This window comes from Rhizobium sp. NLR8a (assembly GCF_019685235.1).
Taxonomy (GTDB): Bacteria; Pseudomonadota; Alphaproteobacteria; order Rhizobiales; family Rhizobiaceae; genus Rhizobium.
In genome coordinates, this window is record NZ_JABDWI010000001.1 from 357,834 (window position 1) to 370,377 (window position 12,544).

The window sequence follows — 12,544 nt, forward strand, 5'->3', positions numbered from 1 at the left end:
ATTGCTCCTTGATCCACATCAACGAGAGGACAGAAAGACGGGACGACGCTGCGGCTATGAATGCAAAGGCTTTTAATCCGTTGACACACGCTGACCATTCCACCGTCAAGTTCACGTCGCGTCATCCATTGTTGCCCTTGAGCTAGCTAGTCCACTCGGAGGCTCATTTACGTTTGAGTGTTCAATCCCCGGTTTTGACGGTTCATCATTTCCTTGCAATTGAAGGAACGAGCTATGGGCCAGGTTTAGGTGTGAGCACCCAACGACTGGGGCAATCCATTTAACATATGGAATACTGAAGAGAGAGCTTCGGAGTTTTCCGATTGGCTATGGAGTCACCGGAAAACGTTGGCCAACGGAAGAAAAGTACGGTCTTGCCGAGATACGGTCGGACACGCTGAATGAAGGGACGCTGCCCATTTGAGGTGAGAAGTCAAAAAGAGGGGCAACGAATTTTCTGCAAACATCGGCTGGGACATTTTCGAGCGGCAAACTTGTCGACGGAGTGCAGGCCCGCTGGGTAGGATCGATGAAGGACGAGCTGACTGAAACGAAAGCCCCGCGCGTCGCTCGATCGTGTCAGAAAGGTCGCTACGCGTGAGCGACAACGCCTTTCCCTTCCTGCTTATGTTGGGTGTCTGGCCGAAATGGGAGCAGTCCAGCAGTGGCTGGCCAATGGTGGTAGAAGTCGACACATTAATCATCTTCGTCAGGTTCTCGACACATCTACGGCTCGTGACTGCGTTCGGCAGCAAGCCTGCGCAGCGTTTCGGCGACGGCGCGAAAGAGATCGTGTAAACGGCATTTTTGTTCTGAAAGGCGCTTGCGGAACGCCGCGCAGTCCTGACACCGCTCGACCTGCCCGCCGAGGCGAGCGGTCCAGCCAAATGCCGCGATAGCGGCTTCGTTCAATCCTGAAGGTCGATCGGTCCTAGCTATCGTCCTAACGAGTGGCTTCTACGGCGACCTGCGGATTTCGTAGCGGATCGTCAGTCTTTTCGTCCCAACGGCCTGCTATTCCACCGTTATCATCCCCGCGAGTGCCTCTCGCGCGTTAGCGACATCTTCAGCTGTGAGGCAAATGGCGGCACCGCCCCAATTGCTGAGAACGTAATTTGCCAGTCGCGCGATCTCTTCATTGCTCATTTTCCACCCAAACGGCGGCATGTGAACTCCCCTCTGCCCGCCGGTTGTGCCGGCAATGATCATTTCAATCAGGTGCTGAGCCTTAGGGACATCGTTCCCGGCAAGCGATGGGATCATTGACTCGATGCCTTCGCCCCGAGCGCCGTGGCAAGTCGAACAATTCACCTCGTAGCTAAGTGCTGCCTGCGCCATTGCGCAGGAAGGAATGGGCATCGGAGCGCGGGTGGAATCAACGACGAGCGATCGACTTAAAACGAAGAGATTGTCCGCCTGGTGGACTGAGCCACCGAAGGCCGCAACGACGAGCACACCAACAATGTTTTTCCACTCCGCCATTGGTCATCCCTTCTGCAATGCGCCCGGTTTGCGAGCGTAATTTCCGCAGATCGCGCGCGCCGCGCGTAACGCCAGCGCGCCCACGGTGCCCGTCGGATTGTACCCACCGTTGTTAGGAAAGGCCGATGCACCGACGACGAAGACGTTGTGGCAGTCCCAGCTTTGAAGGTGCGAATTTACCGCCGAACTGGTCGGGTCGGCCCCCATGACGGCGCCACCTATCGTATGGTTTGACGCGCCGATCGCCGTGGTGAATGGTTTCTCGGCGAAGTTGAAGGCGCTGATCTGCGATGCGCCCATTCGCTTGCCGATTTGTATCGCGCGATTCATGGTGAACGTCGCCATGGCGCGGTCATTTCGGGCATAGTCGTATGTCAGACGTAACAGCGGAAGGCCGAAGGGATCCTTGTAGGTGGGATCAAGATCAAGGTACCCACGCTTGATCGGCATCGATGTCCCTTGATTGAACAGGACTCCATAGTTCTGGTAGTAGTTCGAATAAGCTCTCTTGAAGCCCGAGCCCCAGCGTGGCGTGCCCGGTGGCAGCTTGTTGGCGTTGGCAATCGGTGTGCCGTCGCGCGAAAGAGTCAGGATGCCCGCCCCACCGATGAAATCGAGTGACGAGTGGTCGAAATTGTCGCTGTTGTAGTCGTCGATTTGAGAGCCTAGGCCACCGGCCCCGATGAATGGATTGATGTGGTCTTCCTCGAACCAGAGATCTGCCCCCGACACGGTCTGGAAGCTGAAATTGCGGCCGACGACGCCTTCGCTTGTGAGCGGGTCATACGGCTTGCCTATGCCCGACAGAAGCATCAGTCGAACGTTTTCCATTTGGAAAGCCGTTAGACAAATGATATCGGCCGGCTGCAGAACCTCGCTACCGTTCTGGTCGATATAGGTCACGCCGGTCACAGATTTTCCGTCAGCAGCTTTGTTGACGCGCGTGACACATGCGTTGGTGATGAGCCTGAAGTTGGGGTTATTATTCAACAGAGCTGGAAAGACGCACGTCTGCGGACTTGCCTTCGAATAGTTGCCGCACCCGTAGGACGAACAAAAGCCGCAATAGGTACATGGCGCCATCGTAACACCGAGCGGATTGACATAAGCCTGCGAGACATTCGCACAGGGAATAGTAAAAGGGTGAAGACCCATCTCCGATGTCGCCTTGTTGAAAATCTCCATCATGCGGAGCGTTTTCAGCTTCGGTGTCGGGTATTCCCGCGACCGCGGCCCTTCGAAGGGATTGCCCCTGCTTGTGAGCTTGCCCCTGAGGTTGCCTGCCTGACCGGCTACGCCTGCAATTTGCTCCCAACGATCATAGTCGGGTTCCAGTTCAGCGTAGGTGATGCCCCAGTCCTGCAACTGCAATTCCCCGTCTTCAGCGCGGGCCATGCCATAGCGTTGGATCGTTTCGCTACGAACCCGAAAGTCCCAGGGATTGAAGCGCCAGGCCATTCCTGCCCATTGGAACCCCTGGCCCCCGACGCCTCCGCCGAGCTCCGAAATACCGAAGTCACGCTGTGGCACGGCCGTCTGGTCCAACGTGTTGCGCATGGTGAGAGTGGTGTCGTGCGGCGGTGCGAGCAGCTCCCTGCGCGTTTTCCAGCGCAACTCGTCGGGATCAGCCGTAAGCGGCGTATCTGGAAAGGTATCTCGCCAAGGACCGCGGTCAATCGCGACGACGTTCATATTTGCGCGGGAAAGTTCCGCGGCCATGAGCGAACCTGCCCAGCCGAACCCGACGATGACAGCGTCAACCTTGGGATTGGTGCGTCTGGTGGTCATACTTGTTGAACCTCGATAATTGCAGGAAGCAGAGAAACGCTTCCTCAGTTCTTCGGAACGAGACTGACGGGGACCAGATTGAGCTTCTGTCCTGTCCGGTCGGTGTAAGCTCTGTAATCGTAGCGAGCACCGGGGAAGCCGATCATCTTCCAGCCCGCCATATCTTTGTTCCCGCCATAGTACGGATCGGCGAAATAACCCTCGCGGACATTGGTCAACATAAGTTCGAAAAAAGCTCTAGCATCGAGGGCCGTTCCCAATTTGATCGTGCCCTGCTCCATACCTGCTAGAATTTCATCCTGGCGGCTCGGCGGCAGGTCGGCGAAGGACGCGCTGTCCGTTTCTAAGGTATAAGCTCGCAGCGCTTGGAGGCCGGCACGGTATCGCTCGCGCGGTGTGGCGATAAATTGGGCCTTCTGAAGCATTTGCTCTTCGTGCGGTTGCTCAGGTCCTTCTCGATAGAGCGTCGAGGCTTCCCCGTACCCGCCGGTAAGTTGTGCGTCGAGGAAATCAAGGCATCCAACTTTCGATGCTGATGGTCCAAACTGATCTTCGGGAATCAGACGATCGAATACCGCCTTTAGGGTCCTCACGTCCTCATCATCCATGAGAGCCTTGCGAAAACCCCCGTGCTCGATCGACTTCAGGGGGGATCTTTTATTTGAGTCAGTCCCGGTGGGGTATCCACTCATTTCCTCGCCACAGGCGGGCTTGCATCCGATCGGACCGGCGGCAACGAGCGCCCCGATGAGGGTTAGTACGTCTCTCCTTTTCATATTGAATCTTCCCTTTTGCAACAAAAGCTTATTGCGGCTCATCCCAAGGCCATCAGCGTGAAGCGGGCGGGCGTTTGCGTCCTTGAAAAAGGACCGATGCATACGCCAGCGTCGCTCCGACCGCACTGACGATCAGCAAGGCTTTGTTGAGCCCCACTGCGCCGGCCGCGCCACCAATGATGGGTGGACCGACGAGAAATCCGGAATAGCCGCAGACCGACACAAATGCGGTCCCGAGACCGTCTGGCACCACCTCACTTGCATTTCTGAAGATGATAGGCACTAGGTTAGCCATGCCTATGCCCAGTAAGGAAAAGCCGGCGAGCGCAGCTGCGAAAAACGGGATTGACAATGCTATTGTCATGCCCGCCGACATGAGGCCGCCGCTAATCGCAATCATGGCGCGATCACCGATAACGCTTCCGATGCGGTCTCCTGAGATCCGGCCGACGATCATAAAGACCGCAAAGGCCAGGTAACCCAGGACGGCAGTCTGAGGCGACGTTGGCCAGTAGTCCTCTAGATAGATCGTGCTCCAATCGGCGATTGCTCCATCGCTCATCATGGTGAGGAATGACAGGAATCCGAGCAAAATGAGCCTGCCGTTGCCCAATGCCCCTAACTCCAGACTGATCCTGCTCCGATCAGCGTCCAGATCAAGGTGTGGGAAGAGTCGCCAAGAAAGCATTAGAGTGCCAACCAGCAAGGCAATGGCCTGGACCAGCGGATGATAGCCTCGACCAATCCACCAGTAGGACAGAAGTGAACCCGCAAGCGCTCCAATGCTGGAGAAACCATGCAGTAGCGATATGACGGGATCGCTTCCTCTCTTACCAAGATTGGTGCCCTGGTCGTTCATCGAAACGTCCATTGAGCCGTTCGCGGCGCCGAACAGGCCGACGCCGACCAGGAGGGCGATGTGGTTTGGAGCTACAAACACAAAACATAGCGCAGCTGGAAAGAATAGGCAGGACAGGATCGATATCCGCCGGCTCCCGAAAATCTGCACGAGATAACCCGTGAGCGACATGATCAACACCGCTGCGGCTCCCATTGTTAGGAACACGATGCTGAGCCCGAACTCGCTCAGACCAAACGACCGTCGGATATGAAGTATGTTTGTCGCCCAGGTGCCATATACCACTCCGTTTATAAAGAACTGGAAAGCCACCGCCATGACTCGCTTTTGGGGAACAAATATGCGAGCGTTACTCATTGGAGGCTCCGCTTCCGTTGTCGAGATGATCAGGACCTGCGTAGAGCTGCCAGAACCATCAGGCCCGTGGGTTGCTTGTCTATTCTAATGAGGCAAAGTAATCGCTCCAGACTTGCCTGAGCTTCGAAACGAGAGCCGTCATGGTTGAGGGATCCTGGGCAATCAATGGGTACTTCTCGTCGAAAACGATGAACGAGTTTTCGATTGCAAGGTGCCCCGCAGTTTTGGTCCAGTCGATCGTGCCCGCATACGGCCTGAACACCTTCTGAAGCGGGAGTATAGGTGCTGTCCACAGCGTGCTCGGAATGCCGCTCCTAGCAAGAGTGTTGCGCAGCCCTTGTCTGATGTCCGCCATTGATCTCCCGTAGTGATCGACTGCCCCATAGTCGATACCGACGCGGATCTTGTGCCAAACATGCGTTTGGTGGGAGCCGGGCTGGGTGATTTTGAGAAAGGGAACTTGTGCCGCCTCTGCAACGAGTGGCTTCATAGCCTCCTGGAGCCATTCTATCCGTTGATCGAGATGCTCTAGCTGATCGATCACCAGAGCCGCCGAAAGCGGGTTTAACCTAAACATGCCGCCGATCTGCTCGCACTCACGAAAGACGGCATATCCTTCCCGCAGCCCCTCCTCAAAGTGATAATTATGCTTTGGCGTAGGAAGGCCGAAGTTGCAGATATCGCGTGCCTTTTGGGCAAGGGCGGCATTTCTCGTCACAAGGAAGCCACCGTCGCCGGCGGAGAAATGCTTGCTTTTCTGCATGCTGAAGCAGCCGATGTCAGAGAGAGTCCCGACATACTGTTTCTTATAGAGTGCGCCGTGGGCCTGGGCGCAGTCCTCAATGATGGGAACTCCTTTCTCCCGCGCAATGGCGGTAATCTCGTCCATTTCGCAGCTCAGGCCATGCATATGAACGACGATGATTGCCTTGACGTCCGGCGTAATCGCTTTAGCCACTGCCTCGGTAGAGAGATTGTAGGTGTCGCTATCAATGTCGACGAAGCGGGGAATGGCGCCGATAAGAGTCGCTGCAAATGCAGTGGCGCTCCAGGTGTAGGAAGGCACAAGAACAACGTCTTCCGGCCCAACGCCGAGCGTCAGGAGGGCCACCATCAGCGCGGTAGTGCCGCTATTTGTCGAGACGACATGACCGCCGCCGATCCAATTCTCCACCGTCTTTTCAAACTCATTAATGACTTCCAGACCCGAGCCGGAAAGTTCACCAGACGAAATACACGCGATGACTTTCCGGTAGTTCGCTCCCGTTAAAATCGGCCACCGATGCAGCGTCCGGGTTCCGTTTGGCTCCGCAGAGGGAACCTGAAAATTTGGCTTTGATGGCATTTAATTTACCCCCGTGTGGGTTGGTGCATCCCGGGCGTCAATGTTGCCCGCTTCCATACTGAGCACATCTCGTGCCAACCAGATTTCCATTGAAAATAAAGAGGAAATTCGAACTGAGCTGCGTCGTATGTCCGACATTGGACAATGATCGTGTAGAGCTATCATCGGCGCGGCAGTACCGCTATTTGTCGAGACGACATGCCCACTGCTGATCCAATTCTCCACTTCTTTTCAAACTCATTAATGACTTCCCGACCCGAGCCGGATAGTTCACCAGGCGAAATACACACGATGACTTTCCGGTAGATCGCTCCCGTCAGAATCGGCCACGGATGCAGCGTCCGGGTTTCGCTTGGGTCCGCAGAGAGAACCCGAAAGTTCGGGCTTGAGGGCATCTCTATCTATCCTCTGTCTGGTTGGTGCATCCTCGGCCTACTCTTAGCACTGCTCGTGCCAACCAGACCCGCATCGGAAATGAAGGGGAGTTTCGCGCTTGGCGGTGTTGGATGTCCGACATTGGACGTGCTCATGTCCAGATCGTTGTCTTCAGTTGCCCCGACACAGGTAAGTCGAAACCCATCTTGAGTTCTGCGGTTTCCATCTCTGGGAGAGGGCTTTCGCGCGCCGTTCGGCCTCATTTGTATGACGGCGGTCTTCGCGCGAGCTGTTTATTACTCTGCCGCACGCGTTCACCGTGCTCGCGAAATGCTATCTCCGTACGCTTTTTAATCTGCCTGATGTGGCGTTTCCGCACCGATCCGCCGCCAATAATGTACGAATTACGGGCTGCCGGCTCATGCCCAGCTCGATCTCCCTCGCAAAGCTGCGTGCTGCCAGCATGCTCCACTCATCGTCAAAGGCTTTCGTTAGCTCCGATAACGCTCGCCGCCACGGGCCGGATGTGGACCTAAGAAATCGTTCAGAAACGGTTCTACTTATCGACCCAATACTGTCTAATGTTCCCAAACCCGCGACTGAATTACACTTGCGCGGAAGAACAAAGGGAACAACAATGCAAGCGTTAAAACCGCTACTAAACAACTGCGCAATGATGTCGGCTAGTAAAGCCCTTACAGCCACCAGCACATTGGCATGGGCGCTTATGCTCATCTGCATTTCAAATGCAGCACCTGCATCTGCCGAAGAAAATATTTCCATCTACTTCGTCGGGTGTGCGGCGCCAACCGGCTTCCACGGCTATCTTGCGCGCGGCGCTGAAGAGGCCGGAAAAAACCTTGGAGTCAAGGTCAACTATATCTATCCCGACCAGCTGACAATTCCCAACCAGATCCAAAAGATCGAGGAAGCCATGGCAGCGCAGGCGGACGGTATCGCGGTTTGCGCTTTCGCCGACGACGCCGCCTATGCCGATGTGGCTGCACGAGCCAAAGAAGCCGGGATCGCGTTCGGCAGCGCCGCGGCGCCTCCGCCGGGGTCGCATATCCGAAAGCCGGACGATATTTTTCTCTTCCGCGCCGGTTCTGACGAAGGCGCCGCCGGACAGCTGTCGGCCCGACGTCTGCGCGACATGGGCGTAAAAGGACGCGTGGTTGTTGCCAATCAGCAACCCGGTGACGCAACTTGCCAGCTGCGTGCAACCTCCGAAATAGATGCCCTCAAAGCCGGTGGGATCACGGCGGACTTCCTGGAAATGTCAATGGATCCGGGCCAGCAGGCCGAAACCCTATCCAACTATCTGCGTCGCAACCCTGACACAGTCGCCGCGACGAGCACATGTGACGTGGTGGACGGCTTCCTGACGGCGAAAGCGGACAGCGGACGGAACGACCTGATCCTGACCGGCTACGACATCAATGCACAATCGCTCACGGCGATCAGTGATGGGCGGCAGGCTTTCACGATCGACCAGCAGCAGTTCTGGCGCGGCTACATGCCTGTTCTGCTGCTCACTCACTACCTGAAATATGGCTTGCTCGAAGGAAACTACTTCCTGACCGGCCCGACGATCGTGGACAAGACCAACGTTGAGAAGGTTCAGGCGCTGGTGGGCAAGGGTTATCGTTGAGCGATAGTCTGGGAGCGACCCGGTCATTTCGCCGGGTCGCAATCTTCTAATCAATTTGGCGGGAGGCCAAAATGTCCGACGAAATCCACCTCGCCCACGCCCCTACACGCAGCATCGCTTGCGCTGAAGCGTTCCGTCGCTTCATGCTTCGGCCTGAAGCAACATCGGTCGCTGCCGTTGTCATCCTTTTCATCCTGTTTTCCCTACTCGCGCCGCAGCTGTTTCCGACCAAGATTACTTATATCAGCATCATGGCGATCGCTGCTGAACTCGGGATCGTGTCTATCGGCGCCACGCTGTTGATGATCTGCGGTCATTTCGATCTTTCGGTCGGCGCTGTACTCGGCCTCACATCTTACGTTTGTGTTGTATTGATGCGCGATTATGGATTTGATCCAGTTTCGGCATCGGCCGTCGCGATCGCCGCCGGCGCAGCGCTGGGGGCGGTCAACGGATACATGGTTGTGCGTTTCCGCATCCACTCTTTCGTGGTGACGCTTGGCACAATGCTCATTTGGCGCGGTGTTTTGATTGCGCTTACCGGCGGATTTCCGATGACGGTGGAGATCCCTGCAAGCTTCCGGGCGACGATGGCCGGACCGTTGATCAGCGATTTTCGTATGTCGATGTTATGGTTTCTCTTGATAGGGATTTCAGGGACGCTTCTGCTCTCCCGTACGAAACTCGGTAACTGGATCCAAGCACGGGGCCAGAACGAGAACGCGGCCAGGAATCTCGGCGTACCGGTCGATAGGGTCACCATCATCGTCTTCATGATCTGCTCCGCGCTGGCTGCCATCGCAGGAATAATTCAGGTTGCACGCTTTGGATCCGTAGATGCGCTGCGGGGCGAAGGTTTCGAACTTCAAGCGGTCGCAGTGACAGTGATCGGGGGGACACTCCTCTCCGGTGGCTATGGTAGCATTATTGGAACGATCCTGGGCGCCGTTACCTTCGGAATGATCCAGGTCGGGCTGGTTCTCGCGGGAGCCCCGGGTCATCTCTTCAAGACCCTCACCGGAATGATCGTGGTTGGTGCCGTCATCCTCAATACATCGATCAGCAAGCGGATGTCAAAGTCGCGACCTTTGTCGGGCTATCGTCGGGACAGTTCGACAGCAGACGCAGCAATCAACGCCCAGACCGCGATCAGCAAGAACACGAACGGATGAAATGAAATGAGCAAGGACGTGATCTCTAATGACAGCCAGGCAGCGGTCGCTACTCGTGCCTTACCCGCAGGCAGCGGCAGCGATGATATGAGGGGGCTCACGCGCCAGATTGAGCCAATTAAACCGGCAGACGTGCCGGTCATTGAAGCCATCGGACTATCGAAGGGCTTTGGCGCGACCACGGCGTTGGTGGATGTGTCTCTCAAAGCCTACTCGGGTCGTATTCTTGCCCTTTTAGGCGACAATGGAGCGGGCAAGTCCACGTTGATCAAAATCCTTTCCGGAGTATTTCCAGCGGATCGCGGCGAGCTGCGCTTCAATGGGGAAGCCATTGTTTTCCGCAATCCGAAGGACGCGCGTGAACGTGGCGTCGCCACGGTGTTTCAGGATTTGGCGGTTTGCGAACTTCTCTCCGTCACCCGTAACATCGTTCTCGGACGAGAACCGCAACGAGGTTTAGGCCCGTTCAAATGGCTCGATCTAAAACGCGCAAATGAGATGGCGCAGTCGGCTCTTCATCGGTTAGGCGTGCGCTGGGAGCGCGGGTTGGACGAAAGAGGAGCAAACATATCCGGTGGCGAGCGCCAGTCGCTCGCTATCGCCAGGGCCATGTATTTTGGATCCTCTCTCCTCATTCTCGACGAGCCGACATCGGCCTTAGCGGTGCGGCAGGCGGGCAAGGTTCTCGATCATATCGTCACTGCCCGCGACCAAGGTCAGGCCGTCATTTTCATCACCCATAACTTCCGGCACGCCCTAGCGGTCGCTGACGATCTTGTTGTCCTCTCGCAGGGAAAGGTTGTTGGCACCTTCAGGCGCGACGAAGTCAATCTCGATGACCTCACTGACCTTGTTGCCCATGTGGGCTAAGTGCTACGTTTTAGAAAAAGTGCGCCGTCAACCTGTTTAGGCCATGAGGTCGCGTTAGTTGATTGTGAGTTTCTCGGCGGGGAGAGGAGTGTCGACTGGGGAATGGTCTCTCCGCCCAATTGGCGACAAGATTCGGTCAGCGACGCCGAGTCTCAGCGATCGCTATCTGAGTGCTGCAGGCTGGCGCTCCGAAAGCTGCGGCATGTTCGATGCCTCGCTAAAACGCGCAAGTGAATCTTCGGCACATTTTAGAGTGTTAGCCATCAGCATGGCGATCGTCATAGGCCCGACACCTCCTGGAACGGGCGTGATCCCCGCCGCGACTTTTTCAGCCTCCTTGAAAGCAACATCTCCGACAAGCCGTGTCTTGCCCTCGCCTTATTCTGGAGCCAGCACGCGGTTTATACCGACATCGATGATTGTCGCGCCTGGCTTCAGCCAATCACCGCGAACCAATTCGGGACGGCCGACCGATGACAAGAGCATTCAGCCGGAAAGGTTGTCTCCGTCGGCGTGCCGAATGTGCATCATAGCACCGGCCGGTGTGCAGGAGACCAGTCCAGTAACGAGATTCCCACTCGCCACTTTCCCGGCGTTTACGACGTGCAGGCCATCGACGTCCTTCTCCGGCAGAATAGACCGGATGATCTCTTCTTGCTCTAAGTGTTTCGGCAATGGCAACTGAACGAGGATTCCGTGGATAACTTTGTCCGCATTCAGCAGCGCTATCCGATCTAGCAGCTCTTCCTGTGAGGTTTCTGCAGGAAGATTATACTGCATCGAACGGAAGCCACACCAGCTGGCCATCTCGCTTTTGGCGTTCACATAGGTACGGCTAGCTGGATCGTCCCCAACAAATGACCACTGCGAGACCGGCTTCGAGCCCAGAGGTGTTCTGAAGCTCAGCTGCCCTTGCCTTCACTGCATCGAGGACCCGATCGAAGTTTCGTTTTCCCAGCAAAACATACGCCATGCCTCACCCCATCCTTTCCGAAGCGAAGCTGCCGGGGCTTGCCGGGAAGACCACGGTGCGATTGCCGTTGATGAAAGTACGGTGATGGATATGGGCGTGGATGGCGCGCGCCAGCACCTGGCTTTCGACGTCGCGGCCGATCGAGACATAGTCGTCGGGCGACTGCGCATGGGTGATGCGCGCCGTGTCCTGCTCGATGATCGGGCCTTCGTCGAGATCGGCGGTGACGTAATGCGCCGTCGCCCCGATCAGCTTTACGCCGCGTTGATAGGCCTGCTTGTAAGGATTGGCGCCCTTGAAGCTCGGCAGGAAGGAATGATGGATGTTAATGATCCGGCCGGACATTTTCTGGCACATCGCATCCGAAAGCACCTGCATGTAACGGGCGAGCACAATCAGCTCCGTGCCGGTCTGTTCGACGATATCCATGATCTGGCCTTCGGCCTGCAGCTTGTTCTCCTTCGTCACCTTGATATGGTGGAAGGGAATGTCGTGGTTGACCACGACCTTCTGGTAATCGAAATGGTTGGAGACGACGCCGACGATATCGATCGGCAAGGCCCCGATCTTCCAGCGATAGAGCAGGTCGTTCAGACAATGGCCGAAGCGCGACACCATCAGCAACACCTTCATGCGCTTTTCGCTGTCGTGAAAATTGTAGTTCATTTCGAAGGGCGCAGCGACGGCTGCGAAACCCGCGTCGATATCCGCGCCCGAAAGGCCCTCTTCCGAGATGAAGCTGACGCGCATGAAGAACTTGCCGGTATCGAGATCGTCGAACTGCGAACTGTCGATGATGTTGCAGCCCTTGTCGGCCAGATAGCTCGAAATCGCCGCGACGATGCCGCGCGTCGACTTGCAGGATACCGTCAAAACATAATTGGTCATGCTTTATC

General features: G+C 56.3%; 10 protein-coding genes and 1 pseudogene. 4 read left to right on the forward strand and 7 right to left on the reverse strand.

Translation table 11 applies throughout. From position 1 onward, the window contains the following. Positions 1 to 597: 597 nt before the first annotated feature. A complete protein-coding gene (locus HJC04_RS01630) occupies positions 598 to 798 on the forward strand; it encodes a hypothetical protein (RefSeq protein ID WP_207246291.1) in 201 nt (66 codons plus the stop codon). 216 nt (positions 799 to 1,014) lie between these two features. On the opposite strand, the gene HJC04_RS01635 is transcribed toward HJC04_RS01630, so the two are convergent. The 5 genes from HJC04_RS01635 to HJC04_RS01655 all read right to left on the reverse strand — a co-directional run bounded on the left by HJC04_RS01635 (position 1,015) and on the right by HJC04_RS01655 (position 6,607). Further along, entirely contained in the window at positions 1,015 to 1,482 is a 468-nt protein-coding gene (locus tag HJC04_RS01635; RefSeq protein ID WP_207246292.1) for a cytochrome c, read from the reverse strand. Positions 1,483 to 1,485: 3 nt separating this feature from the next. Further along, positions 1,486 to 3,270, reverse strand: coding sequence for a GMC family oxidoreductase (locus tag HJC04_RS01640; protein WP_221111142.1), 1,785 nt, complete (start codon positions 3,268 to 3,270; stop codon positions 1,486 to 1,488). A 44-nt stretch (positions 3,271 to 3,314) separates the two neighbouring features. After that, entirely contained in the window at positions 3,315 to 4,088 is a 774-nt protein-coding gene (locus HJC04_RS01645) for a gluconate 2-dehydrogenase subunit 3 family protein (protein ID WP_246590482.1), read from the reverse strand. A gap of 10 nt (positions 4,089 to 4,098) precedes the next feature. After that, entirely contained in the window at positions 4,099 to 5,262 is a 1,164-nt protein-coding gene (locus HJC04_RS01650) for an MFS transporter (RefSeq protein WP_018485030.1), read from the reverse strand. 79 nt (positions 5,263 to 5,341) lie between these two features. Further along, positions 5,342 to 6,607, reverse strand: a complete 1,266-nt coding sequence (locus HJC04_RS01655; RefSeq protein ID WP_080642932.1) for a DegT/DnrJ/EryC1/StrS family aminotransferase — start codon at positions 6,605 to 6,607, stop codon at positions 5,342 to 5,344. Between the two features lie 1,012 nt (positions 6,608 to 7,619). Here HJC04_RS01655 and HJC04_RS01660 point away from each other — a divergent pair. From HJC04_RS01660 to HJC04_RS01670, 3 genes are all read left to right on the forward strand, one after another. Then, positions 7,620 to 8,633: a substrate-binding domain-containing protein gene (locus HJC04_RS01660; protein ID WP_163925925.1), complete on the forward strand. Its 1,014-nt coding sequence runs from the start codon at positions 7,620 to 7,622 to the stop codon at positions 8,631 to 8,633. Between the two features lie 71 nt (positions 8,634 to 8,704). Further along, positions 8,705 to 9,805: an ABC transporter permease gene (locus HJC04_RS01665; RefSeq protein WP_221111141.1), complete on the forward strand. Its 1,101-nt coding sequence runs from the start codon at positions 8,705 to 8,707 to the stop codon at positions 9,803 to 9,805. 6 nt (positions 9,806 to 9,811) lie between these two features. Then, positions 9,812 to 10,675: an ATP-binding cassette domain-containing protein gene (locus HJC04_RS01670; RefSeq protein ID WP_018485034.1), complete on the forward strand. Its 864-nt coding sequence runs from the start codon at positions 9,812 to 9,814 to the stop codon at positions 10,673 to 10,675. 162 nt (positions 10,676 to 10,837) lie between these two features. Here the strand turns inward: HJC04_RS01670 and HJC04_RS01675 are convergent. Further along, positions 10,838 to 11,648 (reverse strand): annotated as a pseudogene (locus tag HJC04_RS01675) (tetrahydrofolate dehydrogenase/cyclohydrolase catalytic domain-containing protein). 3 nt (positions 11,649 to 11,651) lie between these two features. Continuing rightward, on the reverse strand, positions 11,652 to 12,536 hold the full coding sequence (purU, locus tag HJC04_RS01680) for a formyltetrahydrofolate deformylase (RefSeq protein WP_207246297.1): 885 nt from the start codon (positions 12,534 to 12,536) through the stop codon (positions 11,652 to 11,654). Between the last annotated feature and the right edge of the window lie 8 nt (positions 12,537 to 12,544).

What these genes read in the sequence shown, in the direction of transcription:
- purU (WP_207246297.1), bottom strand. Translation starts at nt 12,536, where the DNA reads ATGACCAATTATGTTTTGACGGTATCCTGCAAGTCGACGCGCGGCATC.
- HJC04_RS01640 (WP_221111142.1), bottom strand. Translation starts at nt 3,270, where the DNA reads ATGACCACCAGACGCACCAATCCCAAGGTTGACGCTGTCATCGTCGGG.
- HJC04_RS01660 (WP_163925925.1), top strand. Translation starts at nt 7,620, where the DNA reads ATGCAAGCGTTAAAACCGCTACTAAACAACTGCGCAATGATGTCGGCT.
- HJC04_RS01650 (WP_018485030.1), bottom strand. Translation starts at nt 5,262, where the DNA reads ATGAGTAACGCTCGCATATTTGTTCCCCAAAAGCGAGTCATGGCGGTG.
- HJC04_RS01655 (WP_080642932.1), bottom strand. Translation starts at nt 6,607, where the DNA reads ATGCCATCAAAGCCAAATTTTCAGGTTCCCTCTGCGGAGCCAAACGGA.
- HJC04_RS01645 (WP_246590482.1), bottom strand. Translation starts at nt 4,088, where the DNA reads ATGAGCCGCAATAAGCTTTTGTTGCAAAAGGGAAGATTCAATATGAAA.
- HJC04_RS01670 (WP_018485034.1), top strand. Translation starts at nt 9,812, where the DNA reads ATGAGCAAGGACGTGATCTCTAATGACAGCCAGGCAGCGGTCGCTACT.
- HJC04_RS01665 (WP_221111141.1), top strand. Translation starts at nt 8,705, where the DNA reads ATGTCCGACGAAATCCACCTCGCCCACGCCCCTACACGCAGCATCGCT.
- HJC04_RS01635 (WP_207246292.1), bottom strand. Translation starts at nt 1,482, where the DNA reads ATGGCGGAGTGGAAAAACATTGTTGGTGTGCTCGTCGTTGCGGCCTTC.